Annotated in this window: 17 protein-coding genes; 8 read left to right on the top strand and 9 right to left on the bottom strand. The window is 41.0% G+C overall.

Features of this window, described 5'->3' with window-relative positions; genetic code table 11:
- Positions 1-23: 23 nt before the first annotated feature.
- The 4 genes from CHJ_RS15670 to CHJ_RS15655 all read right to left on the bottom strand — a co-directional run bounded on the left by CHJ_RS15670 (position 24) and on the right by CHJ_RS15655 (position 2754).
- Complete coding sequence (locus CHJ_RS15670; protein ID WP_317918216.1) at positions 24-755, bottom strand: transporter substrate-binding domain-containing protein; 732 nt, start codon at positions 753-755, stop codon at positions 24-26.
- Between the two features lie 423 nt (positions 756-1178).
- Complete coding sequence (locus CHJ_RS15665) at positions 1179-1568, bottom strand: carboxymuconolactone decarboxylase family protein (protein ID WP_171751562.1); 390 nt, start codon at positions 1566-1568, stop codon at positions 1179-1181.
- Positions 1569-1625: 57 nt separating this feature from the next.
- On the bottom strand, positions 1626-1982 hold the full coding sequence (locus CHJ_RS15660) for a MerR family transcriptional regulator (RefSeq protein ID WP_317918215.1): 357 nt from the start codon (positions 1980-1982) through the stop codon (positions 1626-1628).
- Positions 1983-2037: 55 nt separating this feature from the next.
- Complete coding sequence (locus CHJ_RS15655) at positions 2038-2754, bottom strand: GntR family transcriptional regulator (RefSeq protein ID WP_317918214.1); 717 nt, start codon at positions 2752-2754, stop codon at positions 2038-2040.
- 186 nt (positions 2755-2940) lie between these two features.
- On the opposite strand from CHJ_RS15655, the gene CHJ_RS15650 reads away from it, so the two are divergent.
- The 3 genes from CHJ_RS15650 to CHJ_RS15640 all read left to right on the top strand — a co-directional run bounded on the left by CHJ_RS15650 (position 2941) and on the right by CHJ_RS15640 (position 6895).
- The gene (locus CHJ_RS15650; protein WP_317918213.1) at positions 2941-4269 is read left to right on the top strand and encodes a 6-phospho-alpha-glucosidase; all 1329 of its coding nucleotides are present in this window, start codon (positions 2941-2943) and stop codon (positions 4267-4269) included.
- 56 nt (positions 4270-4325) lie between these two features.
- Positions 4326-5870: an alpha-glucoside-specific PTS transporter subunit IIBC gene (locus tag CHJ_RS15645; protein ID WP_317918212.1), complete on the top strand. Its 1545-nt coding sequence runs from the start codon at positions 4326-4328 to the stop codon at positions 5868-5870.
- A gap of 275 nt (positions 5871-6145) precedes the next feature.
- Positions 6146-6895, top strand: coding sequence for a metallophosphoesterase family protein (locus tag CHJ_RS15640; RefSeq protein ID WP_317918211.1), 750 nt, complete (start codon positions 6146-6148; stop codon positions 6893-6895).
- Between the two features lie 98 nt (positions 6896-6993).
- Here the strand turns inward: CHJ_RS15640 and CHJ_RS15635 are convergent, their stop codons facing one another.
- Positions 6994-7344, bottom strand: a complete 351-nt coding sequence (locus CHJ_RS15635) for a putative quinol monooxygenase (protein ID WP_171751564.1) — start codon at positions 7342-7344, stop codon at positions 6994-6996.
- Between the two features lie 302 nt (positions 7345-7646).
- On the opposite strand from CHJ_RS15635, the gene CHJ_RS15630 reads away from it, so the two are divergent.
- Entirely contained in the window at positions 7647-9743 is a 2097-nt protein-coding gene (locus tag CHJ_RS15630) for a diguanylate cyclase (protein ID WP_317918210.1), read from the top strand.
- Positions 9744-9890: 147 nt separating this feature from the next.
- On the opposite strand, the gene CHJ_RS15625 is transcribed toward CHJ_RS15630, so the two are convergent.
- The 4 genes from CHJ_RS15625 to CHJ_RS15610 form a co-directional block, all read right to left on the bottom strand.
- Positions 9891-10322, bottom strand: coding sequence for a GNAT family N-acetyltransferase (locus CHJ_RS15625; protein WP_317918209.1), 432 nt, complete (start codon positions 10320-10322; stop codon positions 9891-9893).
- A gap of 238 nt (positions 10323-10560) precedes the next feature.
- Complete coding sequence (locus CHJ_RS15620) at positions 10561-11247, bottom strand: SDR family oxidoreductase (RefSeq protein WP_317918208.1); 687 nt, start codon at positions 11245-11247, stop codon at positions 10561-10563.
- Positions 11248-11473: 226 nt separating this feature from the next.
- Positions 11474-12874, bottom strand: coding sequence for a HAMP domain-containing sensor histidine kinase (locus CHJ_RS15615; protein WP_317918207.1), 1401 nt, complete (start codon positions 12872-12874; stop codon positions 11474-11476).
- Complete coding sequence (locus CHJ_RS15610; RefSeq protein ID WP_317918206.1) at positions 12867-13592, bottom strand: response regulator; 726 nt, start codon at positions 13590-13592, stop codon at positions 12867-12869. Before CHJ_RS15610 ends, CHJ_RS15615 begins: the two co-directional genes overlap by 8 nt.
- Positions 13593-13772: 180 nt before the next feature.
- Between CHJ_RS15610 and CHJ_RS15605 the strand changes: the two genes are divergently transcribed.
- The 4 genes from CHJ_RS15605 to CHJ_RS15590 all read left to right on the top strand — a co-directional run bounded on the left by CHJ_RS15605 (position 13773) and on the right by CHJ_RS15590 (position 17861).
- On the top strand, positions 13773-14096 hold the full coding sequence (locus CHJ_RS15605) for a hypothetical protein (protein WP_317918205.1): 324 nt from the start codon (positions 13773-13775) through the stop codon (positions 14094-14096).
- A 59-nt stretch (positions 14097-14155) separates the two neighbouring features.
- Positions 14156-14323: an SHOCT domain-containing protein gene (locus CHJ_RS15600; RefSeq protein WP_317918204.1), complete on the top strand. Its 168-nt coding sequence runs from the start codon at positions 14156-14158 to the stop codon at positions 14321-14323.
- Between the two features lie 329 nt (positions 14324-14652).
- Positions 14653-15138, top strand: a complete 486-nt coding sequence (locus tag CHJ_RS15595; protein WP_317918203.1) for a MerR family transcriptional regulator — start codon at positions 14653-14655, stop codon at positions 15136-15138.
- Positions 15139-15140: 2 nt separating this feature from the next.
- Positions 15141-17861, top strand: coding sequence for a heavy metal translocating P-type ATPase (locus CHJ_RS15590; protein ID WP_317918202.1), 2721 nt, complete (start codon positions 15141-15143; stop codon positions 17859-17861).
- Positions 17862-18021 lie beyond the last annotated feature (160 nt).

The raw sequence follows: 18021 nt of genomic DNA, 5'->3' as shown, positions 1-18021 counted from the left end.
TACGCCTACTTATCTACTGCATTCTAAAAATATTTTCTTTGTATTTCTTGGTATTTTCCATTCTGCATGATTATGTTTAGTCCACGATTGAACGAGGCGACAACCTCATCATTATTGGGGTAAAACTGACTAAGACATAAATGAAGTTTATTGGCGGGTACATCGTCTAAGTAGGTAACTTTCAGCTCATCTTGTGCATTCATTTTTTTTGCAATGTGCATTGTTGGGATCTCTGAGCTGTAAAAAACGTCTACGCCACGATGAAGCACACTCACCAATGCAGAACGCATATCTTTAGAAGGGACATAGGCAATACCGTTATCATTTAATTGATTTTCTGTTCCCCAACCAGAAATGGTGGTGACGCTATAGTTTTTTAAGTCGGAGAGCTTGGTAATTTGATCGGTATTGGTGCCTTTTCGGCTGATCGCCGTTTGCTGAGTCGTACTGATAGAATCACTAAAGAGCATGTATTTTTCGCGTCCCTCTCGTTTACTGCATGACAGGCCGCCAACTATTTCGCCGACTTGCATCAGTTTCATCTGACGTTTCCAAGGCAGCACCTCAAATACCACAGACTGTCCGCTTTCTTGAAAGGCCGCAGAGACAACGTCAACATCCATTCCTGATATTTCATTGTCAGCATTAACAATCATATAAGGAGGATAATTTACAACGTATAAGGTCAAAGACTCTTCAGAAAACACCAGACTGCTAAAAAAGAGTGTAAACAATAAATTAAGTGTTCGTACCATATAGCTCACCATATAGCCTTAGTGAATGCTAATAAAACTAACCTTTTAAACGATGAAAGGCAACTGAGTTTTATAACAATAACGTTACATTTATGAGCTTATTAAGCCCGAAACTCCATGAATTAATGGACCTTTATAGTGTAGTCGCAATGTTAAATGTTTACATTGCTTTAAGGGCAATCTGTTCTAAACGACGCTTAAGTCGGAATTCTGGAGCTCTTTGACTTCAATTTTTCCTATCGACATAGCCGATAGTTTTAGGTGATTCACTGATAATAGAGAAAACAGATGTTTATGGATGGCTTTGATGGAAGTAGGGTTAAGGCGTTTATAGATAGTCTCTGTAGATAGTTTCCAAATTTAGAGTAATGAGCTAGGAGCAGGTTGCCTAACTCATTGTTCTAATGACTAGAGGTATTGAAATTAAGACTCTTGGTTGTTTGCGCGCTCTGCTAATACTTCTTTTACTGCGAACATACCGTTTAACGCAGCGGGAAAACCAGCGTAAACAGACATTTGAAGAACTATCTCTTTTATCTCCTCTTCGGTACAACCAACATTTAGTGCAGCATGTAAGTGTACTTTAAGTTGTGGTTGGCAGTTTGCTAAAGCGGTCAATGCCGCTACTGTCGCGATTTCACGAGATTTTAAATCTAGTCCAGCACGGCTGTAGATATCCCCAAATGGGTATTCAACGGTAAACTTTGCCAAATCAGGGCAAACATCTTTAAGACTTTCTATTACTTTGTGTCCGGCTTCGCCATCAATTTGACCTAGTTTCTTGAGGCCTCTTTCGTATCTTGTATTGCTCATTTTCTAACCCTTTGTATGTTTGGTTACAGAAGGTTACTAGTTAGAGTTAACTCTAAGTCAAGAGGATATTTTTTCTTCATAGAAGACAATCTTTTCATCAAGTGCTGTTAGGTGAGTGAGCTGTGATTCGATGTTTGATTTTAATTTTATACGATGCTGCTCCAAAAGATCTTTCCTTTGCTGCAAAGTACGGTCTCCTAATTCTCTTAAATCTGCATACTGTTGAATTCTTTCAAGATCCATTCCGGTATTTTTTAAACGGACAATAAACCCAACCCATTCAACATCATTTTGTGTATAGAATCGATGGCCGCTAGTGGAACGATGTATGTTTTTTAACAGACCGATTTTTTCGTAATATCGAAGCGTGTACGCTGATACACCGACTATGTTTGAGAATGTTGTTATGTTCATTGAACGCGACCTTGTATATTTTTCTCTTAATGCCTATTTGGTTGTCATCCGGCAATCAACTTAGCTCTCTATAGGCAACATAATCAAAGCTGTATTGGTTTAGTCTAAAGTAGTGTATTGAGTACTCAAATGCTCTGCCATCATCCAATTCACCGACAGAGTCGACGCGAATGACTGGGTATTTCTCTGCAACATTTAGTTCTTTTGCGATTGGATTGGTTAAGATTTCAGGCTTAGCAGTTTGACGAGAAAGCTTGATTTTAAGCCCTTTGGTGTTCTCAATGTACTCATATTTAGAGCTGCGCATTGCACCAATACTAAGATCTGGAAACATATTAACTGGTAAATAGGTGTGCTCAAGAATCTCAGGTTCGTCATCAATTAGCCTTAATCTACGGATAGAGTACACTTCGTCACCTTCTAAAAGGTGCAGTTTTTCCGCAATAATGGCATCACTCTCAATGACTTCAAACGTGATTATCTTTGAACTTGGGGTTTTTCCTTGTTTAGACACTTCTTCAACAAAACCACTAAGTTGAATGGCGTTATGGGTCGCTTTTGGTGGTTTTACATACGTCCCGCTGCCTCGCTTCCTGAACAGCAAATCTTTATCAACCAGTAGTTTCATCGACTTTCTAATGGTTACTCGGCTCACACCAAACCTTTCTTGTAGTTCGCTTTCTGTTGGCAATATAGAACCAGCGGCAAGCTCTCCATTATTGATTTGGTCTATGAGCTGTTCGGCTATTTGCAGGTAACGCGGTTTGTTCATTTTATCCCCTCATGATTGTTTGCCGCATGATAACAAATTCTTCAATCGATAATACATTAAGGATACTTTTACTCTGAGGTTAAGCGATCTAGATCACTGAAATGAGCATTACGTATCTTAAATGTATTCCATAAAGGATACTTTTAAGATACATTTGCGTCATTGATAAATGAGGTGATACTGATTATGAAAAAACAAAATTTAACTGTTGTAGGTGCTGGCAGCACTTATACATTGGGGATGATGAACAGCCTAATAGCAGAGAAAGAGACCTTTCCGCTAAAAAGAGTGGTTTTTTATGATATTGATGCAGAACGCCAAGAGTCGAATGCTAAAGCGACAGAGATACTTTTTCGCGAGAAGTACCCAGAAGTAGAAGAGTTTATTTACACCACAGATAAAAAACTCGCTTTCGCTAATTCGGACTTTTTCTTTATTCAGATCCGTACTGGTGGCTTAGAGGCTCGTGAGCGGGATGAACAAATTCCACTAGCTCATGGTTGTGTAGGTCAGGAGACGTGTGGTGCAGGTGGAATGGCTTATGGTTTGCGTTCTATTGGTGACATGATTGAACTGGTTGATGAAATCCGTGCTTACAGTAAAGAAGCTTGGATTCTAAATTACACTAATCCAGCGGCCATTGTTGCCGAAGCACTTAACCGAGAGTTTCCAGAGGATAAGCGCATTTTAAATATCTGCGATATGCCTGCGGCGATTATGGTCAGCTACGCACAAATATTGGGTTGCGAATTCTGGGATTTGGTTCCTGAGTATTTTGGTCTTAATCACTATGGCTGGTTTAGCAAAATTAAGAACAAACAAGGTCAAGATCTGACGGATGAAATCAAAAACATCATCCTTAATAAAGGTATTACTGCGGTAGACCCTGAAATTGTAGACGACCCTTCTTGGCAAGCCACTTTCCAAAACATGAGAGTGCTATTGCAAGATAACCCAGAGTACCTGCCGAACACCTATCTGCAATACTATCTTTACCCAGAGAAAATGGTCTCTAAAGAAGATATTAATAATACCCGTGGACGTCAGGTTATAAACGGACGCAATAAGCGAGTATTTGAACTGAATCAGCGCATCATCGATGCTGGAACAACCGCTAACGAAACACTACATGCGGACATTCATGGTCGTTATATGGTTCGCGTAGCAGCGTCATTGGCTTACAACATGGGTGATACCTACTTAGTTATTGTTCCAAATAACGGGGTTATCTCCAACATTCAAGATGATGCCATGGTTGAAGTGCCTTGTTCATTGACCAACGATGGGCCGCTGCCGTTTGCTGTTGGAAAAATCCCTACTTTCCAGAAAGCCATGATTGAAAGCCAGCTAGGTTACGAAAAGTTGGTTGTTGATGCATGGTATGAAGGCAGTCGTCAAAAACTAATTAATGCTTTAACCCTCAACCGTACTGTCGTGAATGTCCCTACTGCGATAGCGATTGTCGATGAGGTATTGGCAGAAAACCATTCCTATTTACAACAATTTTCAAAATAAAAATATTTGAGCCTGTGTCTCGCAGGCTCAATGATGACAATTAAATGAGGTTTATTATGAAAGACGTGATACAACGATTTGGGGCTGCAATGTTTGTTCCGGTACTCCTATTCCCTGCAGCGGGTATGCTATTGGGTTTGACTGTGCTGCTGCTCAACCAAGACCTGTTCCCTTGGGCAGTTCCAGGATCAACTTGGCACAGCGTTTCCACTATTTTGCTTCAAGCATCTTTAGCTGTGTTCAAAAATATGTCGCTAATTTTTGCGGTTGGCTTGCCTATCGCTTTAGCGCGAGTTGCTTCTGGACGTGCTGTGCTGGCTACCCTCGTTTCCTACATTACTTTTAATTATGTCATCGGTGGCATTCTGCAATTTTGGGGAGCAGATTTCGGAGTCAATTACGCAGCAGGCGAACGCGGTTTAACTGAAATTGGTGGCATCCTTACATTAGATACAAACTTGCTTGGTGCTATTTTGGTTGCGAGTATTTCGGTTTGGGTTCATAACCGTTACTTTGATTTTAAACTGCCAAACTGGGCGGCGGTGTTTGGTGGTACACCACTTGTGGTTATTATCAGTTTTCCAATTATGGTTGCCATTGCCATCGTGACTTGTTTCATCTGGCCGAGTATTCAGGACAGCATCAACAACTTGCAAACCTTCTTGGTTAACGCAGGTGCCTTTGGGGTGTGGATATTCACCTTTTTAGAAAGAATTCTTATTCCAACTGGTTTGCATCACTTTGTGTATGGTCCTGTATTCTTTGGCCCTGTAGCCATCGATGGAGGAACGGTTGCTTATTGGATCGAGAATATGCAGCAGTTCGCGGCAAGTGAATTACCGTTGACAGATCAGTTCCCTCAAGGTGGCTTGATGCTAACTGGTATGGGCAAGGTGTTTGGTTGTACGGGTATTGCATTAGCGCTGTACGCAACTGCGAAACAGGAAAAGAAAAAAATGGTTATGGGTATGGTTGTCGGTGCGGCTTTAACCGCTATTCTTACCGGTATTACCGAACCAATTGAATTTACCTTTCTGTTTATTGCTCCAGCTCTGTTTGCTTTGCATGCACTACTTTCAGCAACGATGGCAACATTGGCGTTTACTATGGGTGTGTCAGGTAATTTCCAAACGGGTCTTATCGATTTTATTTTCCAGAACTGGATGCCATTAGGTGCAAACCATATGGGAACCTATGTCATTCAAATTGCCATTGGTCTTAGCTTTACTGCGATTTACTTCTTTTTGTTCAAAACATTGATTTTGAAATTCAATATCATGACTCCGGGACGCGATGACGCAGAGGCAAAGCTTTATAGCAAGGCGGATTACAAAGCGGCTAAAGCAGGTGCGGGCATGGATTTATCACAAGCAGCGGCATTTATGGATGGATTAGGTGGAGAGGAAAACATCGCTTTATTAACTAACTGTGCCACTCGCCTTAGAGTTAAAGTGGTTAATCCTGAACTTGTTAAACCAACGGAATATTTCCAACAGCAAGGTGCGGTAAACGTGGTAAGAAATGGTGATAGCCTGCAAATCATCGTTGGCTTGACGGTACCACAAGTTAGAGAAGAGATGTCTCAGATGTTAAAAGCTTAGTTCGGAATAGAAAAGCTTGAACAGATTAGCTTGAGCAGAAGAGGTTGAAGAGGTTTTGAAAACCGACAGTTAGGTATTCATCTTTAGCCGTTACTTTTGTAAATTTTACGTCCCGCCAGTGCAGAACATTGGCGGGATTTTTTATCTAGAGCTATTTGAACAAGCAAAAATCTTTATATAGCGAGTCAGTTTAGAGTGAGCACTATATTGGACTTCCTAACTTGTCACTTTATCTTTAAAGTGTTGATAGGCCGATGGGAGAAATAGGGCGTTTCATGGAAAGATATGCAGTGTTATCAGACATACATAGTAATGTATATGCGCTAAAAGCGGTGGTGGAAGATGCGCGTTCAAAAGGAGTAACTCAGTTTGTAAACTTAGGGGATATTCTCTATGGGCCAATAGCACCAAGAGAAACCTATGATTACCTGTGCGACATAGACGCTATTACAATTTCAGGGAATCAAGATAGGCAGATTTATCAAGCTACCGCTTCAGAAATTGCTGTGAATCCCACCATGCAGTTTATCCTACAAGATCTTGGTAACGCTCCGTTAGAATGGATGAAGTCGTTACCGTTTTCTCTGCAGATAACTGATGACATATACGCATGTCATGGCACACCCACTGACGATCTAATCTATTTATTGGAAGATGTTTCTAAAGGTGAAGCCTCGGTCAGAAGTGATCCGAATATACGCGAACTACTCGTTGATGTTTCATCAAAAGTCATATTGTGTGGACATACCCATATTCCACGTTGCGTGGAATTGTCTAGCGGACAAGTAGTTATAAATCCCGGCAGTGTTGGGCTGCAAGCCTACCAAGATGAAGAACCTGTTGCTCATGTTATGCAGAACTTTACCCCTCGGGCGTCTTATGTAATTTTACAAAAGCATTCGGATAGCAGTTGGGATATTTCCTTTAATCGGGTGAGTTACGATGTAACAGAGGCGGTAGATAAAGCCAGAGCGAGAGGACGAACTGATTGGGTTGACTACTTAACAACAGGTCGATGCGGTTAGTGAAATCAGGGCAATGTCTTAGAAGTACTATTCATCTTTTTTCCGCACGTATTTAAACGATGGAGCTCAGTTAAATACGTGCGTTTTAATCGCTGCTGTTACTCAAATATTGGCGCGTCGTAATCGTGCCCTTCATCGGTATAAGCCGTTACAATGGCATCTGCCACTAAACCTGTTTCGGCTTTTACCTGAGTTTCAAAAAACGATTGAATCTGTTTTCTTCGGCCATGTGCTGCCCATGCTTGCGCATTTTCCCAGATCTCATTGAAGACGATAGGGTAATCATTTCTTGTGGCACTTGGATGGTCTATTTGGCGAGTTAGCATGTATTGAATGCAACCCTCTTCGCGGTACGAATCTGGTTCAAGTGCTTTTAACACCTCAAACAGCTCCAGTTCCTTTCCTTCTTTTGGCTTAAATTGTGCTAAAACATAAACACGGCTAGTCATTATTTTTCTTTCCTACTGGTGTTGAGGCGGCAAATATACCTAGCAAAAATGAAAACGCCAGAGCTATTTCGTGCTGAAATGATAAATTTGAACTTAAAAGGACAGGCCTGATAATCCGTTGGTGTCATAATCCGTTGAATTATACAGTTAGACTCATATCTGGTTGAAATGAAAAGTAATATGAGAAATTCACGTAGTTGATGGTTTGTTATCTGCTATAGTTTGTGTAGGTATTGTGTTGGAATTTTTATGCTAGGGAAGTGTCTGCTAGGACTTTATGATTTTAAAAAGGATTAATATTTATGTTGTTTTATAAATATATTGATAAGTATACCTTAAAAGTCGTAGCACTATCTACGCTACCCGTATTATTTATATCTCTCATGATGGCAACAGTATATGTAGTACACTCAAAAGAGCTAGCAGAGGAACTTGCAAATGAAGCAAGGGAACGAGTGATTGAAAATAGTTCTAAGCTAATTAAAAATAAAAGCTCCCGTCTTTCCGCTCAAGTTAAACTAAAGTTGGATTCTATAGAGAATGAACTTAGTATATTTAGAGCGGTATCTCAAAATCTTATAGACAATAAAAAAACAACGAGTTCTTCTAAATCTATAACGTCACTGTCACAATATTTAGAATATGATCCAGTTAACCGGTGGTCGTGTATTCCAAAGTCTCAATACAAAGTTAATTTGTGTGCTTGGAAATATCTTCATGAAAATAAAGACAAACTACTGCCTGATGCTTATGAGTATATCGATACGATTACTCCATTGAAAAACCTTATTCCAAACTTAAGTAAATATGGGCTAGATAAAAGTTTTGTCTATATATTAGGGCCTTATGAGATGCCAATAATGATGGTGTCACCATGGTTTCCTCTGGCAGAAGAATACGAGAGAAATTATCCGGGAAATAATAATTACAACCTTTGGGATTTCTTTTTCCCGGGAATAATTGAGGGATGGAATAACTGGACTAAGTCAGGGGGAGTTGATCATCAAGAGCCGAAAAATCAAATTACAGTAACTGAGCTATATAAAGATGCTGGTGGTACTGGCTTTATGGTGACGTTTTTCTACCCATTATGGAATATTGAAAGAACGGAAAATTATGGTGCTGTCGCCATAGATTATCATGTTAAAAGTATAGTTGATATCGTTGATGATAGCGGGGAGAACGATAGTGGATTTAGTTTTATTATAAACAGTAAGGGCAATATTCTTGGCGCCTCTGATGAAATTGCTGAAAAACTCCGAGTGAACACAAAGAAAGACGATAATAACCATGGTGTTGAAATTTTAGAAGTTAACTTGGCAAGCAGTAATATCGAAGGTATCTCAAAAGTTAAACCTCTTCTTGAAGAAAATCTAGATTCACGACTATTCACTTTTGTTGATAATGAAAAGAAACACCTTCTCTATATAGAGAAAATATTGGATTACAATTTATGGGAAGGTAATCCTTCGATAAAAAGAAGTTCATTATACTTAGCGTCAGTGCTTCCTCTTGATGATATCGAACTCACTCAAAGTTACATTTATGAACGTTTTGATCAAGTATCTGAAGATGCTATGAGATCAGATTTTAATTTGGCTATCATAGGTTCTTTAATCATGGCATTACTTACGGGTTATTATGCTGTTCGCAGTACTCGCCAGATTCGAAAAATGAGTCGCAACGTAGAGGCCGTAATTAATGATGAAGATTATGAAATGGTTGATATCGTTCCTAATGGTGAGCTGAAAAAGTTTGCTCTCTCGTTTAATAAAATGATGAAAGAAGTTCACCTTTCTCAGAAAAAACTATCAGATAAAAATATGGAGTTGGAACGTTTAGTCAAAGAGAGAACAGAACACTTAGAAATAGCAAACAAGCGTTTGTTGCAGTTGAGTCAAATTGATAGCTTAACCAGTATATACAATCGTCGCCATTTTGATCATCTGTTAACGGATACTTGGCGCGAGCACTCTAGATTAAAATTACCCATTTCTATCATCATGGTGGATGTTGATTTTTTCAAAGGTTACAACGACCATTACGGTCATCAGAAAGGCGATTATTGTTTACAACAGATCTCTGCAACATTAAAAGTTGAGGCTAAGCAAACGAGTAGTGTTGTGGCAAGGTATGGTGGTGAAGAGTTTGTTATTTTGACCCGTACTGAGTTATCTAAAGCGGAAGCGTTCGCTGAAAAGCTCCGTGAAGCGATAGAATCTCTGGCTCTTCCTAATGTTTCGTCTACAAAGGGGATCGTAACCGCAAGTTTTGGTGTCGCTTCTCTTGTGCCAACCACTGATAATGGTGCTGAACAGCTTCTCTCAAATGCTGATAAAGCTCTATATACAAGTAAAGGCAAGGGCAGAAATGCCGTCACTAGATATGATCAAATATGAATGTTTGGGGCCATACTTTATTCGCCGAATAGCTCATTATTGGATAAAAGTTAGTCAAACCATAGCAACGCTCGCATATACGGAAACGCCCAAAGTTATTAGCTTTGGGCGTTTCTTCTAACAAATTTGGTTACGACAAACCGAGCTTTAAAGTGTCATATGCAGAATTGGAAAAGGTTTTCCCATATCATCAAGTGGCGAGCGTGAAACGACTTTGAATCCCATATGCTGATAGAAGCCTACTGCCTGTGGGTTTTGTTCGTTTACATCGACTTTGGTTGCGCCTAACTGCTCTATTGCGTATTGCAGCAAACATTTACCAACGCCTTGTCCTCTTGTCTCATTTAAGATGAACAGCATTTCAATTTTTGAGTCGTGAATACCCACGAAACCTTGAATTGAACCACTTTCATTTTTCACACATCTTAACGTGACAGCAGGAAAAGCCTGCTCAATGATAATGGGTTTAAAAAACTCGATATCTTCTTCTGTAATGAAGTCATGAGTTGCTCGGACTGAATTTTCCCAAACATTAAGCATTTCGGCATAATTTTCAGGAAGCACATTTTCTACAATCATTGGGTTTTCTCTATAGTTGACTGAAATTCATGTGCAGCCGCGAAAGGGTATTTTACCGACAAAGTATATGTCCGTCTAATTAGCATTGATGTTACTTTTGTTTGGGAAAAGAACAATAATCAGTACAGGGATAAATAGCAAGGCTAGCACCGATTGGGGAAAAGTGAGCTACACAGCGCTTCATTTCAGTGCTGAAGATTGAAGAGGAAATGAAACGCAGCAGGGTTTGTTTAGAACGTTACCATGGAATAGCAGAACCGTCATAGTTAATGAAATGACCGCTCATTGACGACTCGCTAGTCTCAATTACTTTCATGAGGCCCAGAGCAGATGTAAGGGTATCAATCAGTGCATTAGGCCCACCCATCTCTGTTTGTACCCAGCCGGGGTGAAGTGCGAGAACGGTAAAGCCTTGAGAAGTTAAGTCGTTGCTCAAGCTTTTGACCACCGAGTTTAACGCGGCTTTTGAGGAACGATAGATGTATCCGCCACCTGATGTGTTCTCAGCTATGCTACCAACTTTCGATGATAGACAGGCAATTTTCTTTGTTTGACCCTGTCTGAGCGCACTTAAAAATGCTTCCACCAACTTTAAAGGCGCGATAGTGTTGATTTCAAAAACTCGACGCCACTCATCCACATCGGTGTTTCCCAAGTCGTAGCCTTTTGGGCCGTAGTAGCCCGCGTTATTAATCAACAAATCAATGCTGTCGATGGAGTCTGCTATTTTTTGAACAGAAGGGTAATCTGTCACATCAAGTTCCACACAGGATAAATTGCAGTGCTTTGTTTGCAGTTCCAACAGTGATTTTGAAGAGTCGGCATTCCGGTATGTAGCGTAGACGGTGTGTCCAGCCTGTAAATAGAGTTGAGTTAAGCTCAAACCTATTCCTCGGTTAGCTCCTGTAATAAATATGACGCTCATAGTCGTTCCTTAGTGTGGTGATACTGCTTAATTTTGCTCACTTAGTATGAAAAAATCAATGACCAACTGGCGCTTAGCAGCATAAGCGCAATAAATTTATCTTTAGTGAGAGCTAGTGAAAGAAGAAGGCAATAAGGAACGATGAATTACTGCTCTTCTAATAAGATATTGATACACTCGCTCAACCAACAATTGATACTTCCAATGGGTATAAACCGGTAATACATCAACATATGGCAATTGTAAAAGTGCATTTCAAACCATGGGGTTTATTACTACTTAACAGCAGTCTACCACCATAATTGCTTGCTAACGCTTTTGTGATAGAAAGTCCTAAACCGACGTTGGAGTTATCTGTACTTCTTGCTGAGTCTAGGCGGGTAAAGGGCTTAATTACCTCGTTTAGCTTCGAGCTGTCTATACCGATACCTGTATCGGAAACAGTGAACTCAATAAAGTTGGAATGTTTAGCTGTACTTAATGATATCTCACAAGACTCCCCACCATATTGAACCGCGTTGTTCACTAGATTCTCAATCATTCTTCGAACTGTAATGGGCGGAATTTTGTCTACTAAATTACCAGTATTTTGATATCTAACTATCACTGATCTATCGCTATACTCGTCTACGATGGTCTGTAATAAGCTATCTATATCTGTCTGTTGCCTTTCTTCAATTTCATTGTCGTTTTTAGCAAAGCTCATTGTTGCCTTTAACATCTTCTCCATGATGGAGATTGATTCTAACATCCGTTTTTTATCTTCACTTTCTTGTGCAAACTCCAACCTAAGTCTTAGGCTGGTTAAAGGTGTTCTCAAATCATGAGAGATAGCAGCAAGTAGGCGCGTACGCTCTTGAATAAATTCAGAAATATCGATCTGCATTTTATTAAATGCTTTGATAGTTGGCATTAAGTCTTTTGGTCCATCGTCCTCAACCGTCGATACCTTGCGACTAATAGCAAACTCAGATACTGCATCACGTAATGTTTGAATAGGTTTTAGAGCTCGGTGAATGATTAATATGGCAAGAGTAATCGTTACTAGCATCACCATGCTTAAAGCGAATACAACATAAGTTGACCAGTGAGTAACGTCTTCTCGAATGCCTGATGAGAAATTCAACCACTTTCTGTTTGGTAATTGAACAGAACCATCAATGGTGGCGAGATACCCCATACGAAGCGCGCGACGATCTTGCATGGACATCCCCGACATCATTGCATTGTGCATATCATGCATTTCTACCAGAGGACGAGCTTGTTTTACTAGCAATAAATTAACCCCATCTATCCCTCTTGCTTTGAATCTAGCGATTAGCTGAGCCGTTTCATTAGACGTATCGTTTGTGGCCGCTATATGTGGTTGCGTTGTTATGGATAATGCTAAGTCGGAGCTACTGCTTGCTTCAAGAATTGCTGGATGAAGTGACTCAGGTGCTTGGTCCAAAAGTTCAACCATCGTCATCACTCTTTGCACAGCAGAAGAAGAGGACAGTAAGCTTAGTGTTTTAACGCTCTCGGAAGAAAGTAAATTAAGTGAAAGATAAAAACTAGTGATAAAGCCAAGTAAGACGACGGAGCCAATTTGGTATATCAATTTAAGGCTTCGAATCCACTTAATCATGATGCACCTCACAACTAAGTTGGTACCCACCGCCCCAGATTGTCTTGATGAGCTTGGGTTCCTTGGGATTTACTTCGATTTTTCGTCTAAGTCGGCTAATTAGCGTATCAATCGCTCTATCATAAACATCGGCCCCTCTCCCTTGGACCAGTTTTAACAAATCCTCTCGTGATAACACGGCATTAGGATGAGTCAAAAAGGCAACCAACAGCTCAAATTCTGTAGATGTTAAAGAGACTAAAACGCCGCTGCTATCAAACAACTCTCTTGTGGTTGTATTTAGGTCCCAACCAGAAAATATATAGCTTGAGTGAGTCGTTGAGGTTTGCTCGTTGACATTCGGAATAGCGAAATGTCGTCTTAGTACAGATTTAATTCGAGCCAGCAGTTCTCTTGGGTTAAATGGCTTGGCAAGATAATCATCTGCTCCAACCTCTAGCCCTATAATTCTATCGATATCTTCTCCCAGAGCAGTCAGCATAATGATAGGAATATTCGATGTCATTCGGACTTCCCTGCACAAAGTTACACCATCTTTACCGGGTAACATCAGATCAAGGATGATAAGATCAAACGGCTGCTGACGCATTGCTATTTCCATACTGTCACCATCTTCAACCGTAACTACATTAAAGCTATGAGGCGTCAAAAAGCGTTTTAATAATTCTCGAATCTCAGCATGATCATCAACTACTAAGATTTTATAGGTCTGCTTCATTAAAAATCCTTAACGTTCTCTATACATTATTCAATATAACCAGTTTGTTACAGAATGTGTGACAAACTGTGTCAATCTGAGGCTTTGTCATCATTTGTCAGAAACAAATGGATTTGTGGCACACATTCCAGCGCCAAAGTTGCTGTAATAAGAGTGAAGAAGACAACTGAGGGACGAATCATGAAAACACTAACTAAAATACTAGTAACCGCCACAGTTCTCACCATTTCTGTCGGTGTATTTGCACATATGGGAGGAGGAAGAGGCGGTTCTGGATTTATGCATTCAATGATGAATACAGACAGTCCTCAATATCAAGCTATGCTTGAACTTAGAGGTAACCCAGAAGCAATGCAAGCATGGATGCAAAGTATGCATGACGACCCAGAAGCAATGCGAGAATGGATGGATCAGGTACATGGAGAAGATTATGCAAACCAGAAAGGTGGATTTGGATGTCTGGGAAATCGCTTTAACAATAAACAAGCACCAGTTTCTGAGTAGTTTGTGAGGTCATTATGCATGGATATTATGATTTCGGGTTTGGTATAGGACATATGCCTATGATGCTGTTATGGATCGTGATTATTGGGTTTGTTCTTTGGGTGATTTTTTCTCCGAAAGGCGCTTCACTAGTGCAACGAGAAACCCCTTTGGATATAGCGAAAAAGCGTTATGCCAAAGGAGAGATCACCCGTGAGGAGTTGGATAACATCAAGCAAAACCTATAGATAGTTCAGAGCCATTTGTCACCAAGCACAAATGGCTCTATTTTTATGTCTCCCTTCAAACGGCGCTCTTACCACAGTAGCAGTCTGCTCATCACCCTTATTTCACTTTTTGTGTGTTCATGCGAAAAAAAACTTGACCTGTGTGCTACACATAGGTTTTAGGATTAAGTTAAACACCAATACCATTAGGGAGCACACCATGAGTTGTTGTAACAAAGCGCCAAACGGGGGAAGCAACAACCCCAAACTACTGCTAAAGGTAACGCTGATCATGTTTGCCGTTATCTTCTTAATCGCTTTCATATTTGGCTAGGTCTAGATATTGGTCAATGAGTAAGTTACTTGGATACATTACTTCGGTGTCATCAGGAGAGTTAGAGATGTTAACAACTGAAATTGCCAGGTCAGTCGGGGTTACGGCTGAAACGGTCCGCTTTTATACCCGAAAGGGACTACTTTCTGCGGAAAAAGATCCTAACAACGGGTATAAGGTTTATCAACAAAGCGCTGTAGATAGATTGCGTTTTATTACCCATGCACGAAATATTGGTTTTAGTCTTAGCCAGATTGAAGAGATCATTGAATACTCCCAACAAGGAAAAACACCTTGTCCCAAAGTAAGGCAGATGTTGAGCGATAAGATTTCTGAGACCAAGCAAAAAATTCAAGAGTATGAAAAACACCTTGAGCTCATGGAGGAAACCTACGCCGAATGGACAAACGAACCAGATATGATTCCCAATGGAAAAGCCATCTGTTGCCTGATTGAGGATTGGTCTGAAAGACAGCCACTTACTGAGTCTAAGGAGAAGTAACCATGAATGCAGAACCGTTTTCTCTAGCGTTATCAGGTGTCAGTTGTGGCAAATGTGTAGCAAAGATGGTCTCCGCTTTAAGGGAAAGTGATCCTGATGTCTCTCTAGTCGTTAATGACAGCAAACTTAAAGCTGACGTGATCACGACACTGACACCAGAAAAAGTGATTAACGTCATCTCCAGTGTTGGATATTCCGCATCGTTGCTTTCTGCTCAGCAATATGAAACGTCTGTTGCTAACGTCTCATGTCAACGCTGTGTGCAAAAAATAGTCAATGCCATTAAAGAGGTAGATGTGAATGCCAACGTATCCGTTGATGTTCAGACTCAAAAGCTCGCCACAACGAGTTATCTAGGTGGTTCGGAAATCGAAAATATTCTGTGCAAACTAGGGTATAACCAAATAAAGAATCCACAAGAGCCGTTTAAGGCTTTTGCTGAATCTGATGAAGCCAACAATCAAAAGAGCCTGGTACCCGATTTAAATACGGTTAATCTGGCATTGAGCGGGGTGACGTGTGCCAGTTGTGTGAATACGATTGAAGGCGTACTCGCATCGCTACCCGGTATTGATTCAGTTGATATTAACTTTGCAAATCGTACCGCATTGGTTCGGTCGTCTCAAACTACCTCCTCACTTGTTCAAGCGATTCAGGCAGTTGGGTACGATGCCAGCGAAATTGTAGATGAAGAGGCAGCAGATGATGCTAAAACAGAACGAGAAGCTAAGGAGTACTGGGTAAAAATTAGGCAGAGTATTGTCGGTCTTGGGTTAGGTGTGCCATTGATGGGCTATGGCCTATTCGGAGGCCCTATGAACGTGAATACGACGTCAGAACAAATGGTTTGGTTGGGCATTGGTCTACTCACTTTTTTAATATTGCTCAAAGCGGGTAAACACTTTTTTACTGGTGCCTGGAAGGCGTTTATGAACCGAAACGCCAACATGGACACCCTTATTGCACTGGGAACAGGTACTGCTTGGTTGTATTCAATGGTTGTCGTTATTGGTCCTCAGTGGTTACCGGAAAGTGCCAGACACCTTTATTTTGAAGCTACCGCGATGATCATAGGTCTTATCAATTTAGGTCAAGCGCTTGAACTGAAAGCCAGAGGAAGAACGTCTCAGGCCATAAAAAGACTTCTTGATCTGAGAGTAAAAACTGCCGCTGTGATTCGAGATGGAATCGAGATTTCTTTACCAATAGAACAGGTGATTGTGGGGGACAAAATTCGGGTCAGAGCGGGTGAAAAAATCCCGGTTGATGGGGTGCTTATAGAGGGCCGAACCACCATAGATGAATCAATGTTGACCGGTGAACCCATCCCGGTCGAAAAACAACTGGGGAGCAAGGTATCTGCAGGCACTATCAACGATCAAGGCAGCTTTATCTTTGAGGCCAAAAACGTAGGTAGTGATACAGTTCTGGCACAAATTATCAATATGGTCTCGAATGCGCAGAACTCCAAACCACCGATCAGTCACTTAGCCGATAAGGTGTCTGCCGTTTTTGTACCAACAGTGATGATTTTGTCTATTGTCACCGCCTTGGCCTGGTACAACTTTGGGCCTCAGCCTACATTGGTATATATGGTAGTCGCGGCTACGTCAGTGCTTATTATTGCATGCCCATGCGCACTCGGTTTGGCTACGCCAATCTCAACTATGATAGGTGTCGGTAAGGCCGCTGAAGTGGGTGGACTGATCCGAAATGGTGAAGCCCTTCAAAGAGCAAGTGAACTCGATGTGATTGTATTGGACAAAACCGGCACCATCACTCAAGGAAAACCTAAAGTCACCAACCTTCGTACTCTGTCAGAAGGTGAGGATGTTCTATCACTGGTTGAAGCCTTGGAAAGAGGATCGAATCATCCGTTAGCTCAGGCACTGTCCAATTACGCCCTGACACACAAATCATCACCTGACAATGTGGTCAAGGTTTCCGAGTTTCAATCTTTAACCGGTATGGGGGTGACAGCCCTGTACGAAGGTAAAAGGTTGTTGTTGGGTAATAGAACGCTGATGCAACAGTATGGTCTGAAAACACAAAGCGTAGATAAAGATGCGGTTCAGTGGGAGCAAGATGCCAATACCGTGGTTTACTTTGCGGTAGAGAATAAAGTGCAGGCCTTATTTGGTATTAGTGACCCAATACGTATGGATGCTCAAAGTGCCATCCAGCGTTTTCATGAGCAAGGTATCCATGTGGTTATGCTAACCGGAGATAATGAGACTACGGCAAGAGCGATAGCCAGTCTTGCAGACATCGATGAGTTCTACGCAGAACTGATGCCCGAAGACAAACTTCGTTGGATTAAAGCGCTTCAGAGCAAAGGGAAAGTCGTTGGGATGGTTGGTGACGGTATCAATGACGCTCCTGCGCTGGCTCAATCCGATGTTGGTTTTGCTATTGGCAGCGGTACCGATGTGGCGATTGAAAGTGCAGATATCACTTTGATGCGAAACTCCCTTCATGGGATTTCCGATGTAATAGGTATTAGTAGTGCGACCATGAAAAACATCAAACAAAACTTATGGGGAGCTTTTTTGTATAACAGCTTAGGGATCCCTGTTGCAGCAGGATTATTATTTCCTTTTACCGGTTGGCTTCTTAGCCCAATCATTGCTGGGGCGGCCATGTCTTTATCGTCAGTGACTGTTGTCACGAATGCCAATCGCTTGCGTTTGTATGCGCCCCGCCAACCAAAATCAAACCAATAGGAGGTCAGTATGTTGGTCAATTTTATAGGTATCACTGCGATTTTATTTATTATCTGGTGGTTTTGGGGTAAATAAACGGAAGATGACTAAATTGTCATCATTACTATCGGGTTGCTGACAGGTATCGCAGGTTACTATTTATCGTAGTTAAGTAAATATG

The sequence above is a fragment of the Vibrio sp. MACH09 genome, assembly GCF_033238805.1.
GTDB lineage: Bacteria > Pseudomonadota > Gammaproteobacteria > Enterobacterales > Vibrionaceae > Vibrio.
This window is presented reverse-complemented; position numbering and strand designations above follow the sequence as displayed.

What these genes read in the sequence shown, in the direction of transcription:
- CHJ_RS15590 (WP_317918202.1), top strand. Translation starts at nt 15,141, where the DNA reads ATGAATGCAGAACCGTTTTCTCTAGCGTTATCAGGTGTCAGTTGTGGC.
- CHJ_RS15650 (WP_317918213.1), top strand. Translation starts at nt 2,941, where the DNA reads ATGAAAAAACAAAATTTAACTGTTGTAGGTGCTGGCAGCACTTATACA.
- CHJ_RS15605 (WP_317918205.1), top strand. Translation starts at nt 13,773, where the DNA reads ATGAAAACACTAACTAAAATACTAGTAACCGCCACAGTTCTCACCATT.
- CHJ_RS15665 (WP_171751562.1), bottom strand. Translation starts at nt 1,568, where the DNA reads ATGAGCAATACAAGATACGAAAGAGGCCTCAAGAAACTAGGTCAAATT.
- CHJ_RS15600 (WP_317918204.1), top strand. Translation starts at nt 14,156, where the DNA reads ATGATGCTGTTATGGATCGTGATTATTGGGTTTGTTCTTTGGGTGATT.
- CHJ_RS15645 (WP_317918212.1), top strand. Translation starts at nt 4,326, where the DNA reads ATGAAAGACGTGATACAACGATTTGGGGCTGCAATGTTTGTTCCGGTA.
- CHJ_RS15625 (WP_317918209.1), bottom strand. Translation starts at nt 10,322, where the DNA reads ATGATTGTAGAAAATGTGCTTCCTGAAAATTATGCCGAAATGCTTAAT.
- CHJ_RS15640 (WP_317918211.1), top strand. Translation starts at nt 6,146, where the DNA reads ATGGAAAGATATGCAGTGTTATCAGACATACATAGTAATGTATATGCG.
- CHJ_RS15630 (WP_317918210.1), top strand. Translation starts at nt 7,647, where the DNA reads ATGTTGTTTTATAAATATATTGATAAGTATACCTTAAAAGTCGTAGCA.
- CHJ_RS15660 (WP_317918215.1), bottom strand. Translation starts at nt 1,982, where the DNA reads ATGAACATAACAACATTCTCAAACATAGTCGGTGTATCAGCGTACACG.
- CHJ_RS15595 (WP_317918203.1), top strand. Translation starts at nt 14,653, where the DNA reads ATGAGTAAGTTACTTGGATACATTACTTCGGTGTCATCAGGAGAGTTA.
- CHJ_RS15610 (WP_317918206.1), bottom strand. Translation starts at nt 13,592, where the DNA reads ATGAAGCAGACCTATAAAATCTTAGTAGTTGATGATCATGCTGAGATT.
- CHJ_RS15655 (WP_317918214.1), bottom strand. Translation starts at nt 2,754, where the DNA reads ATGAACAAACCGCGTTACCTGCAAATAGCCGAACAGCTCATAGACCAA.
- CHJ_RS15615 (WP_317918207.1), bottom strand. Translation starts at nt 12,874, where the DNA reads ATGATTAAGTGGATTCGAAGCCTTAAATTGATATACCAAATTGGCTCC.
- CHJ_RS15620 (WP_317918208.1), bottom strand. Translation starts at nt 11,247, where the DNA reads ATGAGCGTCATATTTATTACAGGAGCTAACCGAGGAATAGGTTTGAGC.
- CHJ_RS15635 (WP_171751564.1), bottom strand. Translation starts at nt 7,344, where the DNA reads ATGACTAGCCGTGTTTATGTTTTAGCACAATTTAAGCCAAAAGAAGGA.
- CHJ_RS15670 (WP_317918216.1), bottom strand. Translation starts at nt 755, where the DNA reads ATGGTACGAACACTTAATTTATTGTTTACACTCTTTTTTAGCAGTCTG.